This is a genomic window from Nonomuraea sp. N2-4H (genome assembly GCF_045291505.1).
Taxonomy (GTDB): Bacteria; Actinomycetota; Actinomycetes; order Streptosporangiales; family Streptosporangiaceae; genus Nonomuraea; species Nonomuraea fastidiosa.
This window is the reverse complement of the sequence record NZ_CP147987.1, coordinates 6950821-6971905: the sequence shown is the minus strand read 5'-3', so window position 1 is coordinate 6971905 and position 21085 is coordinate 6950821. Positions and strand designations below refer to the sequence as shown.

The window sequence follows — 21085 nt, the reverse complement described above, 5'->3', positions numbered from 1 at the left end:
ATCGCACAAATGCTGGACGTCAACTTCTTCGACGAGCTTCGGATCGGGCTGGCGACGGCCGACGATATCCGTCAGTGGTCGCACGGCGAGGTCAAGAAGCCGGAGACCATCAACTACCGCACCCTCAAGCCGGAGAAGGACGGGCTCTTCTGCGAGAAGATCTTCGGTCCGACCCGCGACTGGGAATGCTACTGCGGTAAGTACAAGCGGGTCCGGTTCAAGGGCATCATCTGTGAGCGCTGCGGTGTCGAGGTGACCCGAGCCAAGGTGCGTCGTGAGCGGATGGGCCACATCGAGCTGGCCGCCCCGGTCACGCACATCTGGTACTTCAAGGGTGTGCCGTCGCGCCTCGGTTACCTGCTCGACCTGGCTCCGAAGGACCTGGAGAAGGTCATCTACTTCGCGGCGTACATGATCACGCATGTCGACACCGAGATGCGTGAGCGTGACCTGCCCTCGCTGGAGGCGAAGATCTCCGTCGAGCGGCAGCACATCGAGCAGCGCCGCGACGCCGACATCGAGGCCAGGCAGAAGAAGCTCGAGGCCGACCTGGCCGAGCTCGAGGCCGCCGGCGCCAAGGGCGACCAGCGGCGCAAGGTCCGCGAGGGCGCCGAGCGCGAGATGCGCCAGATCCGCGACCGTGCCCAGCGCGAGCTGGACCGGCTCGAGGAGGTCTGGAACCGCTTCAAGAACCTCAAGGTCCAGGACCTCGAGGGCGACGAGCTGCTCTACCGCGAGATGCGCGACCGCTTCGGCCGCTACTTCAAGGGCGGCATGGGCGCGCAGGCGATCCAGGACCGCCTGATCAACTTCGACCTCGAGGCCGAGGCCGAGAGCCTGCGCGAGACCATCCGCAGCGGCAAGGGCCAGAAGAAGGCCCGCGCGCTCAAGCGGCTCAAGGTCGTGTCGGCGTTCCTCAACACGACCAACTCGCCGCGCGGCATGGTGCTCGACTGCATCCCGGTCATCCCGCCGGACCTGCGCCCGATGGTGCAGCTCGACGGTGGCCGGTTCGCGACCTCCGACCTCAACGACCTGTACCGCCGGGTCATCAACCGGAACAACCGCCTCAAGCGTCTGCTCGACCTCGGCGCGCCCGAGATCATCGTGAACAACGAGAAGCGGATGCTGCAGGAGGCCGTCGACGCGCTGTTCGACAACGGCCGCCGCGGTCGCCCGGTCACCGGTCCCGGCAACCGGCCGCTGAAGTCCCTCAGCGACATGCTGAAGGGTAAGCAGGGTCGCTTCCGCCAGAACCTCCTGGGCAAGCGAGTCGACTACTCCGGCCGTTCGGTCATCGTCGTCGGTCCGCAGCTCAAGCTGCACCAGTGCGGTCTGCCCAAGCAGATGGCGCTGGAGCTGTTCAAGCCGTTCGTGATGAAGAGGCTGGTCGACCTCAACCACGCCCAGAACATCAAGTCGGCCAAGCGGATGGTCGAGCGTGCCCGCCCCGTGGTGTGGGACGTGCTCGAAGAGGTCATCACCGAGCACCCGGTCCTGCTCAACCGCGCGCCCACGCTCCACCGTCTGGGCATCCAGGCGTTCGAGCCGCAGCTCGTCGAGGGTAAGGCCATCCAGATCCACCCGCTCGTCTGCACCGCGTTCAACGCGGACTTCGACGGCGACCAGATGGCGGTGCACCTGCCGCTGTCGGCTGAGGCCCAGGCCGAGGCGCGCATCCTGATGCTCTCGACCAACAACATCCTCAAGCCGGCCGACGGCAAGCCCGTCACCATGCCCACCCAGGACATGGTGATCGGCCTCTACTGGCTGACCACCATGAAGGAGGGCGCGAAGGGCGAGGGCCGCGTGTTCGGCTCGATCGCCGAGGCGCAGATGGCCTTCGACCGTCGTGAGCTGGACATCCAGGCGAAGATCCAGATTCGCCTCAAGGACGTCCTGCCGCCGCGCGACTGGGTGGCCCCCGAGGGCTGGGAGCCGGGCGACCCGATCCGGCTGGAGACCACGTTCGGGCGGTGCCTGTTCAACCAGACGCTGCCGGACAGCTACCCCTTCGTCGACTTCCAGGTCGGCAAGAAGCAGCTGTCGCAGATCGTGAACGAGCTGGCGGAGACCTACCCCAAGATCGAGGTGGCCGCTTCGCTCGACGCGCTCAAGGACGCCGGCTTCCGCTGGGCGACCCGCTCCGGTGTCACGATCTCGATCGAGGACGTCGTCGCGCCCCCGAACAAGACCGAGATCATGGAGAACTACGAGCGCCGGGCCGACAAGGTCCAGCGCGAGTACGAGCGTGGTCTGATCACCGACGAGGAGCGCCGCCAGGAGCTCATCGAGATCTGGACCCACGCCACGGCCGACGTCGAGACCGACATGGTCAACGCCTTCCCGGCGACCAACCCGGTCTGGATGATGGTCAACTCCGGCGCCCGTGGTAACAAGATGCAGGTCCGGCAGATCGCCGGTATCCGCGGCCTGGTGTCCAACACCAAGGGTGAGACGATCCCGCGGCCGATCAAGGCCTCGTTCCGCGAGGGCCTGTCGGTGCTGGAGTACTTCATCTCCACCCACGGTCAGCGGAAGGGTCTCGCCGACACCGCTCTGCGTACCGCCGACTCGGGTTACCTGACCCGTCGTCTGGTCGACGTCGCCCAGGACGTCATCGTGCGCGAGGTCGACTGCGGCACCGACCGCGCGGTCCCGCTCAACGTGGCCGAGCGCGACGCCGCGGGCAACCTGGTCAAGGCGGAGAACGCCGAGTCCAACGTGCACGGCCGCATCCTGGCCGAGGACGTCGTGGTCGACGGCAAGGTCATCGTCCCGGCGGGTGTCGACATCAACGACAGCCACGTGACGAAGCTGGTGGAGGCGGGCGTCGAGACCGTCCGCACCCGCAGCGCGCTCGTCTGCGAGGCCAAGATCGGTGTCTGCGCCAAGTGCTACGGCCGCTCGCTGGCCACCGGCAAGCTGGTGGACGTCGGTGAGGCCGTCGGCATCATCGCCGCCCAGTCCATCGGTGAGCCCGGTACGCAGCTGACGATGCGTACCTTCCACACCGGTGGTGTGGCCGGTGCCGACATCACCCACGGTCTGCCGCGTGTCACGGAGCTCTTCGAGGCCCGCATCCCCAAGGGTGTCGCCCCGATCTCCGAGGCCGAGGGCCGCGTCAGGATCGACGAGACCGACAAGACCAGGAAGGTCGTGATCATCCCCGACGACGGGTCGGAGGAGGTCGCCTACCCGGTGTCGATGCGCTCGCGCCTGCTCGTTCAGGAGGGCCAGCACGTCAAGGTCGGCCAGCAGCTGGTCGCCGGTGCGGTCAACCCGAACGAGGTGCTGCGCATCCTCGGTCCGCGCGCCGTGCAGCTGCACCTGGTGGCGGAGGTCCAGCAGGTCTACCGCTCGCAGGGTGTGTCGATCCACGACAAGCACATCGAGATCATCGTGCGGCAGATGCTCAAGCGCGTGAACGTGCTGGAGTCCGGTGACACCGACCTGCTGCCCGGCGAGCTCGTCGAGCGGCCGCGGTTCGAGCAGATCAACCGCGAGACCGTGGCCGAGGGCGGCCAGCCGGCCGCCGGTCGCCCGGTGCTCATGGGCATCACGAAGGCGTCGCTGGCCACCGAGTCCTGGCTGTCGGCGGCCTCCTTCCAGGAGACGACCAGGGTGCTGACGGACGCGGCGATCCACGCCAAGTCCGACTCGCTGCTGGGCCTGAAGGAGAACGTCATCATCGGTAAGCTCATCCCGGCCGGTACCGGCATGCCGCAGTACCGCAACATCCGGGTCGAGCCGACCGAGGAGGCCAAGGCCGCGATGTACACCGTCGGTGGCTACGACGGCTCGGCCGCCGACTACACCTTCGGCACCGGCAGCGGCGAGGCCGTGCCGCTGGAGGAGTACGACTTCGGTCAGTACAACCGGTAAGCGGCTGACATAGCCAAGAGCGACGCGCCCGGGTCCCCCGAAAGAGGGGCCCGGGCGCGCTGCTGTTTCAGCTTCGTGATGTCCGGCGTGTGTCGGGTCCGTGTGGTGATGCCCGGCCTGGGCTGAGTGCGTCGCGACGTGTGGCCGGGCCGGGCCCGGCGCCGCGCTGTGGCGGCGGCCGGGCGGTGCGGACGGCGGGCTCAGGCCCGGGTCGGCTCCAGGTGGATGACCTCGCCGGCCGTGGTGTCCGGGGTGTCGATCCAGTTGAGCGCGATGAAGACCCGGGCGAGGTCGTCGGGGTGGATGCGGATGCCGGTGCGGTCCACGATGACCCGGCCGTGGCTGTTCATGCGTTCCAGGTACGCCATGACCTCCGGCTGTTCGCAGGCGGTGCGCAGGGGGACGCCGGTGCGCTCCTGGTAGAGGCGGGCGTCCATGCCCTCCACCGTGGTCAGCGCCTGGGACAGGAAGTGCAGCGTGAGCTGCGGCGCGTCCGCGGGCGCGTTGACGTCGAAGGCCAGCGGGTTGGCGTTGTAATGGGCCAGCTTGCCCTTCTGGTAGCTGAGGTAGCGGCGGCCGATCAGAGAGTTGGCACCCGAGCCGAAGCCGATCCAGTCCATGCGGAGCTGGTAGTACGCCTCGTCCGACTGGCAGCGGGGCGCGCCGAAGTAGGACATGGCGTACTCGGGGAAGCCCGCGCCCTCCAGCAGCTCCTTGGTGATGGCGTACGCCTGGAGCTGCTGGTTGAGGTCGAGCTTGGCGCCCCTGTGGACCTGCTTGCGCAGCACCGTGCCAGGGCTCGCCCGGTACGGGTAGATCGAGAAGTGGTTGATGGGCAGGGCCAGGGCCCTGCGTACGGACTCGGCGACCTCGTCTCCGGTCTGGCCGGGGAAGCCGACGATCAGGTCGATGTTGATGTTGGTGAAGCCGGCGTCGCGGGCGTTCTCGACGGCGGCCACGGCCTGGGCGGCGGCGTGGGCGCGGCCCAGGCGGCGCAGGCGCGTGTCGTCGAACGACTGGACGCCGATGCTGATCCGGTTGAAGCCCAGCTCGCGGAGCAGGCGCAGCTTGCCGGGGTCGAGGGACTCCGGGCTGCCCTCGATCGTCGCCTCCTTGACCGTACTGAGGTCGAACTCCGCCGACAGCGTGCCGTACAGGGACTCGATCTCCTGAGGGCCGAGGATGCTCGCCGTACCGCCGCCCCAGTAGACGATCTCGGGGTGATAGTGCTCTCTCAGCGCGGGCGCCTGCACGCGGATCTGGGTCCTGATGGCCTCCAGGTACGCCACCCGCCCCGGGCTCTGCTCGTTCAGCCGCAGGTCGCGTACGGGGACCTGGACCACCCAGTCGCAGAAGTGGCACTTGGAGTTGCAGAACGGGACGTTGGCGTAGATGAGCAGGGGCTTGGTCATGAGGAACCTCTCACGTGCATCTCCCTGACGCCGAAGATCTGGCTTTCGTAGAAGGCGAGCTTGGCCGGTCGCAGCTCGGTGAAGCGCCCGAGCAGCCGCTCCAGCGCGATGCGGCCCTCCAGGCGGCCGAGCTGGGCGCCCAGGCAGAAGTGCACGCCGTGGCCGAAGGCGAGCTGGCCGGTGAGCCGCCGGTCCAGGTCGAACAGCTCGGGGTCGGTGAACTGGCGCTCGTCGTGGTTGGCCGACAGCAGCCAGGCCATGACGAACCTGTTGGCCGGGATCGTCTCGCCGGCCAGCTCCACGTCCTGCGTGGTCACCCGGCCCGCCTGCATGAACGGCGAGCGCAGGCGCATGCTCTCCTCCAGCGCCTTGGGTACGAGCGACGTGTCGGCCCTGACCCGGCGCTCGGCCTCGGGGGCCTCGGCCAGGCAGAGCACGGTGTTGCCGATCAGCACGGTGCTCGTGACGTGCCCGGCCAGGAGGAGCAGGCTCGCGGTGTTGACCACCTGCTCCTCCTCCAGCCGCTCGCCGTCCACCTCGGCGTGGACTAGGCGGCTCAGCAGGTCGTCCCGGGGGCGGGTGCGGCGCTCGGCGCAGTGCTCGCGCAGGTAGGCGTTCATCTCCGCCATGGCCTCGGCCACCCGCCGGGCGAGCGAGGGGTCGGTGAAGTCGGGCACCTGCAGCGACATGAGCCGGTCCGACCAGGTGCGGAACAGGTCGCGGTCACCCGGCGGGATGCCGAGCAGCTCGGCGATGACGATGACCGGCAGGGGGTAGGCCAGGTGCTCGACCAGGTCGAAGTCCGGGCCCGGGAGGGCGTCGAGCAGCTCGTCGGCGATCGCGGCGATGCGCGGCTCCAGCGCCGCGATGGAGGCGGGCGTGAAGGCGGCGGTGATCAGCCGGCGCTGGTGGCGGTGCTCAGGCGGGTCGATCATCGTGATGCCGCCCTGCCCGAACGGCTGCTGCCCCATGAGCCTGGTGCGGTCGGAGGAGAACCGCTCGTGGTCCGCCAGGACGGCACGGACGTCGTCGTAGCGGAACACGTGATACATCCCGTACGAGTCCCGCCAGACGGGATGTTCGTCCCGCATCGTGCGTAACCAAGCGAAGAGCGTGGTACCGCCGTCGGCGGACGAAGGCGGCCCGGCGGGGAGCCCTGCCTGGGGCCCCGCCAGGGCAGGCGCGGGCGGTCCGGCGGGTGGTCCGGCGGCCGGTCCTGCGGGCGGTCCGGCGGGTGGTCCGGCGGGTGGTCCGGCAGGGGGCCTCGCTGGAGCGGGCGAGGGCGGCATGGCGGGAAGATCCGCTGGAGCGGGCGAGGGCTGCCTGGCCGGGGGCTCTGCGGGGGAGTGGGCGGCGGCCGTCATCGCGCCGCCCGCTTGACGCGTACCGGAAGGCTCTTCACGCCGAACATCGGGTCCTCGTAGTACTCCAGCGTCGCGTCCGGCCGGATCTCGATGTGCTCGAACCGGTCGAACACCAGGTCGAGCGCGACCTTGCCCTCTACCCTGGCCAGCGGGGCGCCCAGGCAGAAGTGGATGCCGTGGCCGAAGGCGAACTGGCGGTTGGGCTGGCGGCTCGGGTCGAGCCGGTAGGGGTCGGGGAACTGGCGCTCGTCGTAGTTCGCCGACAGCAGCCAGTTGATGACCATGGACCCGGCCGGGATCGGCGTTCCCGCCACCTCGACGTCGGTCGTGCACAGCCGGGCCGCCTGAGTGAGCGGCGGACGCAGCCTGAGCACCTCTTCGAACGCCGCCCCGATCAGCTCCCTGTCGGCTCTGATGGCGCTCTCGACGCCGGGCGCGTCGCGGAAGCACAGGAACGCGTTGCCCAGCGCCATGGTGCTGGTGATCTGGCCGGCGAGCAGCAGCAGGCACGAGGAGTTGACGATTTCGGCGTCGGTGAGCCGGTCGCCGTCCACCTCGGCCGCGATGAGCCGGCTGACCAGGTCGTCCTGCGGCCGGGCGCGGCGCTCGTGCACGTGGGTGAGGACGTACTCGCCCATCTCGCGCATGGCCTGGCCGACCATGCGCCCGATCTCGATGTCCCTGGGGTCCTCGACGTGCAGGGCGACCAGCCGGTCGGCCCAGGTGCGGAACATCTCCCTGTCGTGGATCGGGATGCCGAGCAGCTCGGCGATCACCATCACGGGCAGCGGGTGCGCGATCTTCTCGACCAGGTCGAACTCGTCCTCGTCGATGTCGTCCAGCAGCGCTGTCGTCAGCTCCGCGATCCGGGGGACCATGTCGGCGGACATTTTCGGGGTGAACGCCTGGCTGATGAGTTTGCGGAGCTTGCGATGCTCCGGAGGGTCGGTGAGCATCAGGCTGCCCGCGCTGAACGGGTCGCCTCCGGGACGCAGCCGGTTGATGTCCGAAGAGAACGTCGCGTAGTCCGACATCACCCGCTGTACATCGGCATGCCGGAAAACGTGGAAGATGCCGAATGCGTCGCGCCAGACGGGTTGCTCGTCCCGCATAGTGCCGAGCCACTTGAGCAGCGCACCGCCGCCGTCCTTGATTCGTGGCCGGGCGTCGGCGGGCATCGGCATGGTCGCGTCGGGTCGCACGTGGGTCTCGTTCACTTTCGGCTCCTTAGACGGAGGCGGCCATGGGCAGGCGGATCAGTTGCGCCCGGTAATTCGCCGCGGCCTCGTCGAAGATCTCGACGGTACGCCGGGCGGCCTCGCTCAGCTCCTCGGCGGGGAGCCGGACGGCGGGTTCGAACGAGCTCCTGACCACGCCGGCCAGGCAGTCGGCGCGGGCACCCGCGTCTAACGTCGCCCCCGCGATCTCGGCGTGCAGATGGAGCTTGATGAATCCGGAGAGAACGGCATCGAGCGCGAAGCCGTCACAGGGGTTCCACAATTCTTTGCCGTGCAGCATCCCGAGGTACTCACGGAATGGCGCGAACGTGGTGAAGCGGTAGCACTGGAAATCGAACCGCGGGTCGTCGCACGCCTTTCCGAGGATCTCTTTGTCGTGAGTGTAGAGCGCTCGGAAAAGTGGATATCTGAAGACCAGCGTGAAAAGTTCTCGGGTCAGTTCCGAGAGCCGCGCGACGGCGGGCCGCAGGAGCGCAATCCGGGAAATGTCCTGGCACACTCCGGCGATTTCCTGGATGACGAGTGTTCTTATCAGATCGTCCTTGGTGTCCCAGCTGAGATAAATTGTGCCCTTTCCGATGTCCGCTCGGCGGGCGATCTCGTCCATCGTGGTCCGCTTGTAGCCGGACCGCAGGAGCAGGCTCCTGGTGACGTCCATCGTCCTGCGTACGCGGTCGTCACTGGTCCTCCCGCCCGTGCTGCCGGTCGAGACGGTGCTCATGGCTGGGTGACTCCTCCCCGTAAGAGCTGGTGCGCCTGCCGGATTCCCGACAGTTCCGATCGCTAATTGGCCCCCTTTGTGCAATCGAGATAGCGGCATGTCAGAAGCCGACGCCGGCTCTGGCTCCTTATAGAGGGTAGCTTTCAAATAAGTTGAAATGTCCGGCTCCCAGCAGCCGGATGTCCCCCTTGTGTCCTCCCCCTGACCGTCTGACCAATCTTCGATTTCAGTCAGACAGTTCGCATTATTGACTCTTATCCATATGTACACCTAGCGTCGGCGATGTCGCAAGGGTGTTACATACCCGGCGATCACCCCCCAGCGATGCACATCTGTGCGTTTGCGTGGAAAGTCGATGGGGGTATCCACCCCCGGGAAGGAGAGTCCTAATGGACCTCAATGACCTGCCCATGGACGTCTTCGAACTCGCCGGAGACGACCTCGCCGTGGAGTCCCTTACCGCTGGTCACGGCATGACCGAGGTCGGCGCCTCGTGCAACTGCTTCTGCTACATCTGCTGCTCCTGCTCGAGCGCCTGACCCACGGGCGCGGACGCCGTGCCGCTGCGGCGTCCGCGCCCGTTTTCCTGCCGGTGAAGGAGCGAATGGGGCACAGGTGATGACGCTTACCGAACGGGAAGGTCCGCCGGTCGCGGTGCGCACGTGCGGGGTCGCGACGGAGAGGCTGGAATCGCTGCGCTGGGAGGAGTCCTACACACTGGCGACCCGGCTGCTCGCCGAGACCGCCGGTGTCGAGGCCGACGGGCGGCGGCTGGCCGTGGAGATCGGTGACGTCATCGGTGGCCTCGGCGCCTCCGGGCCTCGGCCCCTGCTCGTCGGGCTGCGCAGGGCGCTGCACGCGGGGCGGCTGCCCGCGGGGCGCGAGTGGGGGCCGGAGGCCGAGGCGGCGCTGCCGTACGAGCTGAAGGAAGAGGTGGCCGCGTGGGTGCGGCGGGCGCGCGAGTGCGCGGAGCTGCGGTCGCGGCTGCCCGAGGTGGTCGCCGAGGAGAGCCTGGAGCGGGAGGAACGCCTGCGCGCGGTGGCCGGTGACCCCGCCTTCCGCCGCGGGCTGTCGCTCGCCGGGCCGGAGCTCGCGGCCGAACTGGAGCGCTGGCTCGCCGATCCACGCCGCCGCCCCAAGCCGCAGAAGCTCCTCAGGCTGGCGAAATACCTGGCGCGGGCGGCGGTGAAGACCAGCCCGTACAGCACGTTCACCAGCACCGGGCCCGCGCTCTGGGGGAGCGCGGAGCGGCCGCTCGACGCCGGCGAGCCGGTGCCGGTGCTGGAGCTCGACGGCGTCAGGACGCATGCGGGCGAGTGGGTGCGGCTCAACCCGTCGGCCACGGTCGCGGGCGGCAAGGTGGAGTTCATCGGGCCGCCGCCGGGGGAGGCGCTGGTGTCGATCGGGACGACCGAGGCCGTCGCCGCGTGCCTGCGCGTCGTGGCGGGCGGGGACTGGGTGCACCGTGATCGGTTCGCCGAGGAGCTGCGTGCCGAGCCTGCCGCGGTCGCCGCGTTCGTCGGCAAGCTGATCGCGGCCGGGCTGCTCGAAGCCCGCCCGGCCGGCCTGCCCGCCGAGCTGCGGGAGGGGATCGCCCGTGCCGAGCGCGCCGCCGATCCGGCCGCCTACCGCCGTGAGCTCCGCCGGCTCACCGCCGCCGCGCGAGCGCACGCGGGCGGTGCGGAGGCTCACGCGCGCGGCGCGAGCAGCGCCGAGAAAGGCGCGGTCGGCGGGAGCGCGGGCGGCGCAGAGAAGAGCGCGGGCGGCGCGGAGAAGGGCGTCGAGGAGACGGCGGCGGTCCATGAGGTGACCGTCACCACGCGGCCCGTCGCGGAGCTCGACCTCGAGCGGTGGCGCGACGGATTGGCGGACCTCGACGTCGTACGCCGCTGGCTGGCCGTCTTCGATCCCAAGCACGCCATGCGCCTGGCCGTGGCCGACTACCTCACCACCCGTTACGGCCCTGACCCCGCGGTGCCGTTCCTCACCCTGCACCGCCACGTACAGCAAGAGCTCGCCGGCACCGGCGAGGCGGGCAAGGAACTGCGGGCCTTCCTCGGCCCGACGGCGGCTTGGACGCAGCCGCTCGCCGCGTCGGCCGTGCCCAGGATCCGCGAGCTGGAACGCCTGCGCGCCGGGGCGCGGGAGCTGGCGCTGCGCGTGGAGGACCCCGACGGCACCTGCCGTGTCGCGCCCGGGATGCTGGCCGAGCAGCTGGAGTCGTGGCCCTCCTGGCTTGCGATCCCCGAGTCCTCCGCCTGCTACGTGCAGGCAGCCGGCGGCTCGCTGGTGCTCAACGTGATCCACTGCGGCCACGGCCGGGCCCTGCGCAGGCTCGACCACCTCATCGAGCGCGCCGCCGGCAGCGTCGTGCGGGCCAGTACCGGCCACCCGGCCGAGCGCGCCACGCCGCACCGTGTCGAGGATCCGCCTGACGCGGTGTACGCCGAGATCTCCGGCGACCTGGGCTCCAGCCTCAACGCCCGCCCGCCGAGCACCCGCTACGAGATCGACTACCCGCACTCGCCCGGCACCCGCCCGCCCGAGCTGCGGCTGCCGCTCACGGACCTGCACGTGACGCTCGGCTCCGGGACCGGCCTGCCCGAGCTGCGCTCCAAGCGGCTCGGCCGCCGGGTGATCCCGCTGCACCTCGGCATGGCCGCCGAGTTCCAGCTCCCGCCGGCCGCGCGGTTCCTCGAACGCGTCTTCGGGCCCGGCTTCCTGCTCCATCCCAGCTCGCCGCCGCTGGTCCGGATGGGCAGGGTGCCGCCGGAGGTCACCCGCTATCCGCGGGTCGAGGCCGGGCGGGTGGTCGTGCAGCGCCGCCGCTGGCTGGCGCCCGCCGCGACGCTGCCGGTCCGGCCGAAGGGCGAGGACGACGCGGCGTACCTGGTGCGGCTGATCGCGTGGGCGGATCAGTACGGCGTGCCGCACCGCTCGTTCGTACGGGCCTGGCCGGAGCAGACAGGACAGGCCGGCCAGGACAAGGCGCGCAAGCCACTCTTCCTGGACCTGGCCGATCTGTTCCTGGTCAAGAACTTCGAGCGCCAGATACGCGGCTGCGCGTTCGCGCTCTTCGAGGAGGCGCTGCCCGATCCGGGGCCGGACCGGGTGACCGAATACCTGATCGAGATGGGGGGCCGATGAGCTGGGTGAGCGTGCACGTCTTCTCGCAGGGACCGCTCGACCAGATGATCATGGAGCTGGCCGGGCCGCTGCTCGGGGACGACGGCTTCTTCCTGCGCTACTGGGAGGGCGGCCCGCACCTGCGGATCAGGGTCAAGTCGCACCCGGCCGAGCACGTCGTGGCGCGGGCGGAGGCGTACCTGCGCGACCATCCGTCCGAGGCGGTGATCGACCCGGAGGAGTACGCCAGGCTCGCCGCCACCCTCGCCGCCCGCGAAGGGCTGTCCGGCCACACCGGCCGCCTCTATCCGAACGACTCCGTGCACCTCATCCCATACCGGCCGGAACACCACCGCTACGGCACCGGCCGTTCGCTCGACGCGGCGGAGCGGCACTTCCACGAGTCCAGCAGGATCGCCCTTGAGCTGATCAGATCCGGGCTTCCTCCCGCGCGCCGGGGCGCGGCCTGGCTGACCATGCTGCTGGTGGCCTGGCAGGTGGCGGGGGAAGGCCGGATGTTCGCGCCGCCGCCCGGCGCGCCGGTCGAAGCGCCGCACGACCGGGCGACCCGCGAGCGGCTGGCGGCGCTGGCGGCGCACGCTCGTACGGTGACGGCGCAGCCACCGCAGAGCGAGCCCGCCGGCGTGGTCGCGAGCTGGTACGCCTCGATCGCCCGGCTGGCCGATGAACTGGCGGCGGCCGGGTTCGACGCGCGGCGGACCGGCGAGACCGTCGATCTCGCCGCCCATCTGCTGGCCAACAGGCTCGGCATCCGCGTGCAGGAGGAGGCGCGCCTGCGCCACCTGGCGACGGGAGCCGTGCGGGAGCCGGAGGTGAGCGTCGGATGACGTGGACACGGCTGCGGGTCGACTATCACGACGGCCCGATGGACGACCTCATCCTGGACGCGCTGCGCCCGGCCTGGCGCGAGGGTACCCGCGGATACTTCGTCCGCCACTGGATACGCGGCCCCCACCTGCGGGTCTTCGTGGACGGCGACGCGAGGCGGACCGTCCGCGCGATCGAGCGGTACCTGGCGGCCCATCCGTCCGCGGGCACCACCGCGCCGGAGTCGCTGCTCCCTCTGCACGAGCGCCTGGCCGAGCTGGAAGGCGAGCAGGGGCCGCTGATGCCGTGGGAACCTGACAACACGGTCACCGCCGAGCCGCTCGGCATTGACACCGAGCTCGACCGGTTCCTGGCCGGCTTCTACGCCGACACCACCGAGGCCGCCTTCGAGGCGCTCGACCGGGTGCGCGGCGGCACGCCCCTGCCGGGGATCGCCTTCGACCTGGTGGTCTCCACCGTGCACCACCTGTCCGGTGGCGGCCTGCCCGCCGCCAGGACGTCGCTGCGCTCGCACGCCGAGGCGTACCTGGCGCGCACGCCCGGCCTGCGCGAGCGCTGGCAGGCGCACTACGAACGCAACAGGGCGGCGCTGACCGCCAGGATCGAGGCCCTGACCGCCACCGCCGAGCCCGCCGGCTGGCTGGACACGCTGCGCCGCACCCGTGACCGCGGCAGGGCGCTCATCGACGAGGGCCGCCTGCGCCTCGGCTACGACACCGGCGGCACCGCCACGCAGCCGCCGCTCGCCGAGGTCTCGGCGTTCCACCGCCGTCTGGAGACCGACGAGACCTGGCTGGCGGTCAAGGACACCCCTGCCTTCGCCGCGTACCGGCTGGTGCTGAACTGCACGTACCTCCACCTCACCCGGCTCGGGCTCTCGCCCGACCGGCGCTTCCTCGTCTGCTACCTCGCCGCGAACGCCGCCGACGACGTCTACCGGGCGGTGGCCTCATGAGTCTCCTTATAAGAGGGGAACGGTACGAGCTGCGGCCCGGCGTGCACCTCGCCAGGCTGGGCTCAGGAGCCCGCCTGTTCGCCTGGCCGCACGCCGAGACGCTCGGCGACCTGACCGAGGCCGAGCTGGACCTGCTCCGCGACCTGGCCAAGGGACCCCGCCCGGCCTCGGGGCCGCTCGTCGAACGGCTCCGCGCGGGCGGCTGGCTCAAGATCACGGTGACCGATGGGGACCGGCCGCTCTACACCCTGGACCCGCTCCGCCCGCCGCCGCCCCGGCCCCCGGTGCCGGAGGAGCCGGTCCTGTCCAGGTTCGCCGCGCTGCGGCGGGACGGGGAGACGCTGGTGGCGAGCTCCCCGCTCGCCTGGTGCGACCTGCGGATCCACGATCCGGCCCTGGTGGCGGAGGTGGTCAGCCCCGCAGGCGCACTGCTGGCCGACCTGGCGTGGGCGGGACTGGCCGTGGCCCGCGGCTCCGAGGAGGCCGAGCTGCGCGTCAGGCAGTGGGCGCCGCACGAGCTGGAGTTCCACGAACGCAGCCGCGTCGGCTACCGGGGCTACCTGGGCGACGGTTTCGGCGGGACGTTCTGGGCGCGCGGCCGGTTCGAGCCGCTGCGCGCCAGGCCGGAGCCGTACCCGGGTGAGGTGATCGGGCTGCGCGTCCCCGACCTGGAGGAGCTGCGGCAGAAGGACCCCACGCTCACCGACGTCCTGGAAGGCCGCAGATCGAGGCGGGAGCACGACGACACCCGCCCGATCACCCTGGACCTGCTCGGCGAGCTGCTCTACCGCACGTCCAGGGTGCGCGAGACCTGGGTCGCGGACGGCGTCGAGTACACCAGCAAGCCGTACCCCTCCGGCGGATCCGTCTACGAGCTGGAGATCTACCCCGTCGTGCGGAACGTGGCCGGCCTCGAACCCGGCATGTACCACTACGACGCGCACGAACACGTCCTGCGGCAGGTGCGCGAGGCCGCGCATCCCGCCGTGCGCAGGCTGCTGACCGTCGCCGGCCACGGCGCCGCCACCGGACAGCGCCCCCAGGTCCTGCTCGCGATCTCCAGCAGGGCGGGCCGGCTGCTCTGGAAGTACGAAGGCATGGGGTACGCGCTGACGCTCAAGCACGTGGGCGTGCTCTACCAGACGCTCTACTGCGTGGCCACGGCGATGGGCCTGGCCGCCTGCGGGCTCGGCAGCGGCGACTCGGTCGCGTTCGCCGAGGCGACCGGACGGGACCCGCTGGAGGAGTGCGCGGTGGGCGAATTCATGATCGGAACCGTGGAGGCACCGCGTTGATCGACTTCAAGCCCCGACTGCCGGCCGACGTCCGCTTCGCGCCCACCTCCGGCGGTGTCGCCTTCCTCACCAGGGAGGGCATCGTGCGGATGAACGGCGCCTCCGCCCACCTGTGGATGGAGCGGCTGGCCACGTACCTTGACGGGAGCAGGACCGTGGCCGAGCTGACCGCCGGGCTGCCCGATGAGCGGCGCGCGTTCGTGACGGGCCTGCTGACCAAGCTGCACGAGCGCGGCCTCGTCGAGGACGCGGCGCGGCCCGGCGGGCGCGCCCGGACCGGGGCGCTGGACCTGCCCGCGGGCCTGCGCTGCTCGTTACTGGGCGGCGGCGGCCGCTTCGGCGCGCTGCCCGCGGCTCTGGCCGACGCCCTGACCCGGCTCGGGCTGGAGGTCGTCAGAGCGGCCGGCAGCGCGGGGGACACAGCGGCCGGCAGCGCGTGGGGCACAGCGGCCGGCGGGGCGGCGGACGCGGCGGCCGGCAGGGCGGCGGGCCTGCCAGGGGCGTGCGACGCGGTGGTGCACCTGGCGGCGGCCGACGCGGACGGGCTGGCCGCCGCCGCGGAACTCGACCGGTTGAGCGCCGAGCACGGGGTGCCCGTCACGCACGTTCTGCTGCGCGCGGGCGAGGCGTGGTGGAGCGAGGCGGGGATCGCGGGCCGCGAGGTACCACCGCTGGCCGCGGGCTGGCGGCGGCTGGCCGCCATGGACGCCGGCCCGCCCGAGGCCGGGCCCGCCCGCGTGTCGTCCGTCGCCGCCGCCGTCGTCGCCGGGCAGGTCGCGGCGGACCTGGGCCGCCGCCTGTCGGGGACGCCGCGGGCGGACGGCGATCCCCGGCTGCACGTGGTGGACCTCGCCGGGCTGCACACCCGTACGCACACCTTCCTGCCGCATCCCGCGGTGGTGCGGCCGGCCGGGAGCGCGCAGGCGGGGCCCTTCATGGAGGAGCTGACGGAGGAGGAGTTCTCCCGGCGGGCCGCCAGGCTGATGGACTCGCGGACCGGCGTGTTCGCCGAGATCGACGAGGGGGAGTACGGCCAGCTCCCGCTGCACGTGTCGGTCACCACGGTGGCCGACCCCATGGGCGTGCTGGGCAAGGCCAGGCCACGGGTGATCGGCGTGGGGCACGACTTCGCCGTGGCGCGGTACCGGGCGGCGCTGAAGGCGCTCGCCGTTCACGGGCTGCTCGCCTGCGACCCGCGCCGCCTCGTCACGGCGGACGGCAAGCCGCTGCTCCCCGAGGCCGCCGCGCCGGACGGGCGCCTGCCGGGCGACATCACGCCGCCGCTCTCAGAAGCCGCCGTGACGGGCGCGAGCCTGCTCGAAGCCGCCGTGATGGACGCGAGCCTGCTCGAAGACGTCGCGGCGGGGCGGGCCGAGGCGTTCGTCCGCGGCCGGGACCTCGTCAACGGCGACGAGGTCCTGCTGCCCGCGCGCGAGGTGTTCCTCGACCCGCACGCCACCGGGGCCGCCGCCGGCTATTCGGCCGAGGAGGCGCTGGTGGCGGCGCTGCTCCAGCACTGCGCAGCCGCCAGCGCCGGACGCGACGGGCCGCTGCCGCCCGTGGACGCGGCCGGCGCGCGGGCGGCGGACACCGAGACCGACCGCTCGCTCGCGCTCCTGGACGCGACCGGCCTCGACCACCAGGTGCTGGACGCCACCGGCCCCTCCGGCGTGCCCGTGTACGCGGGAACGCTGGACGGCAGGCTCGTGGCGCGGGCGGCGGGCGTCACACCCCTGGCCGCCCTGCGGGCCACGCTCGAAGGGATGCTCGCCGCGTACCAGGGCATTCCACCCGCCGCTCCGCTCCCCGACCTGCACCTGACCGCCGCCGACCGGCCACCGATCACGGTGGACGCGCACGCGGAGCCGCTCAGCGCCGCGCGGCTCGCCGCCGCGCTGGCCGGTGAGGGGCTGCGGGTCAGCGCCGTTCCGCTGGACCACGACATGGCGGTGCACGCGCTCGTGCCGCATGTCGTCCGCGTCGTCACGCACCCCCTCCAGGAGCCGCTTCATGGCTGAGGTCATCGGCACGGGCCTGCTGGCCGAGGAGATCGAGATCGCGCTGAAGCACCGCGACGACCGGGGAGAGTCCCAGGTGGTGATCAGCGCAGAAGACGGCTGGGCGTGCGACAGGACGCCGGAGACCGGCGCGGCGGCGTGGCTGCCGGTGCGGGTGGAGTACAACGTCGCCGTCGTCGGCCCGCTGCGCAGGCCCGGCGAGCCCGGCTGCCTCACCTGCTTCGAGACGCGGCGCGAGCGGATCAGGACCGACAGCGCAGACCGGGCCGCCATCCTCGCCGCGCACGGCGAGGAGCTGGCCGAGCGGCCGTCGCCGTACCTCGGACGGCTGGCGGCGGGCACCGTCGCGGCGCTGGCCGCGCACGCCGTGGACGGCCCCACGTGCACCGTCTGGTACGTCGACCTGCGCACGCTCACGGTCGAACGCCACCCGTTCCTGCCGGAGCCGCACTGCCCCGACTGCGGCGACCTGCCGGACGACGACCGCGCGTCCGCCGTGTTCGAGCCGGGAGACCTCCCGCAGCCGCCCGCCTACCGGGTCAGGGACGTGCTCGCCGAGCACGGCGAGCTGCTCGATACGTACGTGGACGGCGAATGCGGCCTGATCAGGCCGCTCGTCAGGGACACGCTCGGTGGCCTGGTGATCGCCGGGGCGATGCTGCCACTGCGCTTCGACGGCGGCTCCGAGCCCGGCGTCGGCAGGACGCGGGGATACCGCTCCAGCGAGGTCACCGCCATGCTGGAGGCGCTCGAACGGTGGGGCGGCGTCGAGCCGGGCGGCAAACGCACCCGCGTGCGGGCCTCGTACGCGGAGGTGGCCGAGGATGCGCTCGACCCGCGGACGCTGGGCGTGCACGACCCCTCGTCGTACGCCAGGGAGGGCTTCGGCTTCCGGCCGTTCACCGAGGACGCCGTCTGCGACTGGGTGTGGGGGTACTCCTTCGCCCGCCGCGCCCCCGTCCTGGTGCCGGAGAGCGTGGCGTATTACTACGTGCGCGGGAGGGACCGGCCGTTCCTGTTCGAGATCTCCAACGGGTGCGCGCTCGGCGGCAGCATGGCCGAGGCCCTGCTGTACGGGCTGCTGGAGACGGTCGAGCGGGACGCGTTCCTCATGACGTGGTACGCCCGCCTCGCCGTGCCGCGCATCGACCTCGCCACGGCCCGCGACCGCACCATCCCCCTCCAGGCGGCCGCCATCACGGCGGAGACCGGCTACCGGGTCGAGCTGTACGACACGACGATGGAGCACGGCATCCCCAGCGTGTGGGCGATGGGGGTACGGCAGGACGGCGATCAGCGCAGGCCGCGCATGGTGTGCGCGGCGGGCGCGCACCTCGATCCCGAGAAGGCCGTGCTGAGCGCGCTGAGCGAGCTCGGCCCGCTGCTGGCCGACCTCATCCGGCGCTACCCGGACGAGATGGACAGAGCGCGGGAGATGGTGGCGGACTCCGACCTCGTGACCACCATGCACGACCACTCCACCCTGTACGGCGCGGACGCCGCCTTCGAGCGGCTGTCCTTCCTGACAGGGGGCCTGACAGGGGGCCTGACAGGGGGCACGGACGTGAGGCGGCTGCCGGACATGGCGCGCGTACCGGGCCCGTTCGACACCGGGCGGCTGGTGGACCGCTTCCTCGCCGAGGGCATGGACGTGGTCGTCGTGGACCAGACGACGCCGGAGCACCGCGCGGGCGGCTTCCGCTGTGTCAAGGTGCTGGTGCCGGGGACGCTGCCGATGACCTTCGGCCATCGCAACCGCAGGGTCCATGGGCTGAGCCTGCCTCTTGAGGTGCCCTATCGGCTGGGCCACCGCGACGCGCCGCTGACGCCCGCCGACCTGAACCCCGATCCGCACCCCTTCCCATGACGGGCCTCCCATGACGGACGAGCTGCGCGACCTGGCGATCTTCCGCGCCGACCTGCACGCGCACCCCGAGCTGTCCCATCAGGAGTCGCGCACGGCCGGCCGCCTGGCGGAGCGGCTGGCCGGCGCCGGCTGCGAGGTCACGACCGGGGTGGGCGGCCACGGCGTGGTCGGGCGGCTGTCGCGGGGCGACGGGCCCGTGGTCATGCTCAGGGCCGAGCTGGACGCGCTGCCCGTCAAGGAGGAGAGCGGCCTGTCGTACGCCAGCGCCGCCACCGCGACCTCGCCCGGCGGCAGGACGGTGCCCGTGTCGCATGCCTGCGGCCATGACCTGCACCTGGCCTGCCTCGCCGGCGTCGCGGGGCGGCTGGCGGCGTCGGACGGCTGGCGGGGGACCGTCCTGCTGGTCGGCCAGCCCGCCGAGGAGACGCTGGACGGCGCGGCGGCGATGCTCGCCGACGGCCTGTACGAGCGGTTCGGCACGCCGGACGTGGCGCTGGCCCAGCACGTCTCGCCCTTCCCCGCCGGCCTGATCGCCTACGCGGACCCGCCCACCGCGGCGGGGGCCGAGCTGCGCCTGGTCGTCAGGGGCGACGGCGGCCACGTCACCCGCCACGCCGCACGGGCCGCGCGTAACCCGGTGCCGGCGCTCGCCGCGCTCGTCCACCGGATCGACGGGACGGCCTTCGACGAGGCGACCGTCACCGTGGGGACGCTGCACGCGGGCGAGCGGCCGAACGTGGTGCCGTCCGTCGCCGAGGCGGGGGTGACGGTCAGGGCCGCCACGCTGGACGCGGTGGACCGCGCCGTCGCGCGGATCACGCGGCTGGCGGGGGAGTACGCGGGAGCCGAGGTCACCGTGGTCTCCCGGGTGCCGCAGGGCGCGAACGACCCGGTGGCCACCGCTACCGTACGCAAGGCGCACGAGGCGGCCCTGGGCACGGTCGTCACCGCCCCGGGCGGTGCCGCCTGCGAGGACTTCCCCCTGTACGGTGTTCCGTCCGTCTATTGGTACGTGGGCGCGGCCCCCCGTACCGGCCGGGTCGGACACCCCCATACCGGGACCTTCTGTCCCGACCCGGTGCCGACGTTGCGAGCGGGGGTCACCGCTTTGCACGCGGCGGCTCTGGCAGTACTCGCGAACCCGTCACAGATCACCTCGCCGTCCCGATATCATGGGCGCGGGGCTGTAGCCGAGCCCGGCTGAACAGGCTCGGCGTCCCGGAGTGGCAAGGCTTATCCGCTTTGCCGCGCCGCTTTGACGTGTCGCAGAGGCGTAGGTAGTCTTGTGCTTCGTGCCCGTCGTAAGCGGGCCCTCGACCGTGCGCTCATTGCGGCGCGGGACGGCTTCCTGGCTCGTAATCCTCGCGGACGTGTCTGTGCGAATAGCGCGACACGCCCGAGCGCGGGGGCACCGAGGCAAGAAAAATCAGCAGGTCATGACACCGGCAGTACCTGCGACAAGACACATGACGTAACACCGGCCAAGGCACGAAACGGAGTGGCAGTGCCCACTATTCAGCAGTTGGTCCGCAAGGGCCGGCAGGACAAGGTCGCGAAGACCAAGACTCCTGCCCTCAAGGGGAGTCCGCAGCGGCGCGGCGTGTGCCAGCGCGTTTACACCACCACCCCGAAGAAGCCCAATTCGGCACTGCGTAAGGTGGCCCGCGTTCGGCTCACGAACGGCATCGAGGTCACGGCCTACATCCCCGGTGTGGGCCACAACCTCCAGGAGCACTCCATCGTGCTCGTGCGCGGCGGTCGTGTGAAGGACCTGCCGGGTGTTCGCTACAAGATCATCCGTGGTTCGCTCGACACCCAGGGTGTGCGCAACCGCAAGCAGGCCCGTAGCCGCTACGGCGCGAAGAAGGAGAAGAGCTAACAATGCCGCGTAAGGGTTCTCCTGGCCGTCGTCAGCTCATGGCTGACCCGGTTTACAGCTCGCCGCTGGTGACCGCCCTGATCAACAAGGTGCTCCTGGACGGCAAGCGCTCCATCGCGCAGTCGATCGTCTACGGCGCGCTCGAGGGCTGCAGGGAGAAGACGGGCAACGACCCGGTCGTCACCCTGAAGCGCGCGCTTGACAACGTCAAGCCGACCCTTGAGGTTCGCAGCCGTCGCGTCGGTGGCGCGACCTACCAGGTGCCTGTCGAGGTGCGCGCGGCGCGCAGCACCACCCTGGCCCTGCGCTGGCTGGTGCAGTACGCCCGCGCCCGCCGCGAGAAGACCATGACCGAGCGCCTCATGAACGAGCTCCTCGACGCCAGCAACGGCCTCGGGGCGAGCGTGAAGAAGCGCGAGGACACCCACAAGATGGCCGAGTCCAACAAGGCCTTCGCCCACTACCGCTGGTAGTGG

Annotated in this window: 15 protein-coding genes; 11 read left to right on the top strand and 4 right to left on the bottom strand. The window is 71.4% G+C overall.

What is annotated here, in order from left to right:
- The first annotated feature begins 9 nt into the window (after window positions 1-9).
- Window positions 10-3885 (top strand): DNA-directed RNA polymerase subunit beta', encoded by a 3876-nt coding sequence (locus WBK31_RS31815; protein WP_364068691.1) that lies wholly within the window; start codon window positions 10-12, stop codon window positions 3883-3885.
- 200 nt (window positions 3886-4085) lie between these two features.
- Here WBK31_RS31815 and WBK31_RS31810 read toward each other — a convergent pair whose 3' ends face one another.
- From WBK31_RS31810 to WBK31_RS31795, 4 genes are all read right to left on the bottom strand, one after another.
- Window positions 4086-5297 carry a coproporphyrinogen-III oxidase family protein gene (locus tag WBK31_RS31810; protein ID WP_364068689.1) on the bottom strand — a complete coding sequence of 404 codons (1212 nt, stop codon included), beginning with the start codon at window positions 5295-5297 and terminating at the stop codon, window positions 4086-4088.
- Window positions 5294-6388: a cytochrome P450 gene (locus WBK31_RS31805; RefSeq protein WP_406673601.1), complete on the bottom strand. Its 1095-nt coding sequence runs from the start codon at window positions 6386-6388 to the stop codon at window positions 5294-5296. Before WBK31_RS31805 ends, WBK31_RS31810 begins: the two co-directional genes overlap by 4 nt.
- Before the next feature lie 269 nt (window positions 6389-6657).
- Window positions 6658-7878 carry a cytochrome P450 gene (locus tag WBK31_RS31800; RefSeq protein WP_364068685.1) on the bottom strand — a complete coding sequence of 407 codons (1221 nt, stop codon included), beginning with the start codon at window positions 7876-7878 and terminating at the stop codon, window positions 6658-6660.
- A gap of 10 nt (window positions 7879-7888) precedes the next feature.
- Window positions 7889-8620, bottom strand: a complete 732-nt coding sequence (locus WBK31_RS31795) for a TetR/AcrR family transcriptional regulator (RefSeq protein ID WP_378786096.1) — start codon at window positions 8618-8620, stop codon at window positions 7889-7891.
- 389 nt (window positions 8621-9009) lie between these two features.
- On the opposite strand from WBK31_RS31795, the gene WBK31_RS31790 reads away from it, so the two are divergent.
- The 10 genes from WBK31_RS31790 (at window position 9010) to rpsG (ending at window position 21082) form a co-directional block, all read left to right on the top strand.
- A complete protein-coding gene (locus WBK31_RS31790; RefSeq protein ID WP_364068681.1) occupies window positions 9010-9159 on the top strand; it encodes a thiomuracin/GE37468 family thiazolyl RiPP peptide in 150 nt (49 codons plus the stop codon).
- A gap of 79 nt (window positions 9160-9238) precedes the next feature.
- A complete protein-coding gene (locus WBK31_RS31785; RefSeq protein ID WP_406675545.1) occupies window positions 9239-11767 on the top strand; it encodes a lantibiotic dehydratase in 2529 nt (842 codons plus the stop codon).
- The gene (locus WBK31_RS31780; RefSeq protein WP_364068679.1) at window positions 11764-12594 is read left to right on the top strand and encodes a thiopeptide-type bacteriocin biosynthesis protein; all 831 of its coding nucleotides are present in this window, start codon (window positions 11764-11766) and stop codon (window positions 12592-12594) included. The genes WBK31_RS31785 and WBK31_RS31780 overlap by 4 nt, the downstream gene beginning before the upstream one ends.
- Window positions 12591-13550, top strand: a complete 960-nt coding sequence (locus tag WBK31_RS31775) for a lantibiotic dehydratase C-terminal domain-containing protein (protein WP_406673600.1) — start codon at window positions 12591-12593, stop codon at window positions 13548-13550. Before WBK31_RS31780 ends, WBK31_RS31775 begins: the two co-directional genes overlap by 4 nt.
- Window positions 13547-14845: a SagB family peptide dehydrogenase gene (locus tag WBK31_RS31770; RefSeq protein WP_406673599.1), complete on the top strand. Its 1299-nt coding sequence runs from the start codon at window positions 13547-13549 to the stop codon at window positions 14843-14845. Before WBK31_RS31775 ends, WBK31_RS31770 begins: the two co-directional genes overlap by 4 nt.
- Complete coding sequence (locus WBK31_RS31765) at window positions 14842-16863, top strand: hypothetical protein (RefSeq protein ID WP_406673598.1); 2022 nt, start codon at window positions 14842-14844, stop codon at window positions 16861-16863. Before WBK31_RS31770 ends, WBK31_RS31765 begins: the two co-directional genes overlap by 4 nt.
- Entirely contained in the window at window positions 16856-18730 is a 1875-nt protein-coding gene (locus WBK31_RS31760; protein ID WP_406673597.1) for a TOMM precursor leader peptide-binding protein, read from the top strand. Before WBK31_RS31765 ends, WBK31_RS31760 begins: the two co-directional genes overlap by 8 nt.
- A gap of 10 nt (window positions 18731-18740) precedes the next feature.
- Window positions 18741-19934, top strand: coding sequence for an amidohydrolase (locus WBK31_RS31755; RefSeq protein ID WP_406673596.1), 1194 nt, complete (start codon window positions 18741-18743; stop codon window positions 19932-19934).
- Window positions 19935-20234: 300 nt separating this feature from the next.
- Window positions 20235-20609, top strand: a complete 375-nt coding sequence (gene rpsL, locus WBK31_RS31750) for a 30S ribosomal protein S12 (protein ID WP_043623420.1) — start codon at window positions 20235-20237, stop codon at window positions 20607-20609.
- A 2-nt stretch (window positions 20610-20611) separates the two neighbouring features.
- On the top strand, window positions 20612-21082 hold the full coding sequence (rpsG, locus tag WBK31_RS31745; RefSeq protein WP_364068667.1) for a 30S ribosomal protein S7: 471 nt from the start codon (window positions 20612-20614) through the stop codon (window positions 21080-21082).
- Window positions 21083-21085 lie beyond the last annotated feature (3 nt).

What these genes read in the sequence shown, in the direction of transcription:
- WBK31_RS31795 (WP_378786096.1), bottom strand. Translation starts at nt 8,620, where the DNA reads ATGAGCACCGTCTCGACCGGCAGCACGGGCGGGAGGACCAGTGACGAC.
- WBK31_RS31785 (WP_406675545.1), top strand. Translation starts at nt 9,239, where the DNA reads ATGACGCTTACCGAACGGGAAGGTCCGCCGGTCGCGGTGCGCACGTGC.
- WBK31_RS31815 (WP_364068691.1), top strand. Translation starts at nt 10, where the DNA reads ATGCTGGACGTCAACTTCTTCGACGAGCTTCGGATCGGGCTGGCGACG.
- WBK31_RS31770 (WP_406673599.1), top strand. Translation starts at nt 13,547, where the DNA reads ATGAGTCTCCTTATAAGAGGGGAACGGTACGAGCTGCGGCCCGGCGTG.
- WBK31_RS31760 (WP_406673597.1), top strand. Translation starts at nt 16,856, where the DNA reads ATGGCTGAGGTCATCGGCACGGGCCTGCTGGCCGAGGAGATCGAGATC.
- rpsG (WP_364068667.1), top strand. Translation starts at nt 20,612, where the DNA reads ATGCCGCGTAAGGGTTCTCCTGGCCGTCGTCAGCTCATGGCTGACCCG.
- WBK31_RS31755 (WP_406673596.1), top strand. Translation starts at nt 18,741, where the DNA reads ATGACGGACGAGCTGCGCGACCTGGCGATCTTCCGCGCCGACCTGCAC.
- WBK31_RS31790 (WP_364068681.1), top strand. Translation starts at nt 9,010, where the DNA reads ATGGACCTCAATGACCTGCCCATGGACGTCTTCGAACTCGCCGGAGAC.
- WBK31_RS31805 (WP_406673601.1), bottom strand. Translation starts at nt 6,388, where the DNA reads ATGCGGGACGAACATCCCGTCTGGCGGGACTCGTACGGGATGTATCAC.
- WBK31_RS31780 (WP_364068679.1), top strand. Translation starts at nt 11,764, where the DNA reads ATGAGCTGGGTGAGCGTGCACGTCTTCTCGCAGGGACCGCTCGACCAG.
- WBK31_RS31775 (WP_406673600.1), top strand. Translation starts at nt 12,591, where the DNA reads ATGACGTGGACACGGCTGCGGGTCGACTATCACGACGGCCCGATGGAC.
- WBK31_RS31810 (WP_364068689.1), bottom strand. Translation starts at nt 5,297, where the DNA reads ATGACCAAGCCCCTGCTCATCTACGCCAACGTCCCGTTCTGCAACTCC.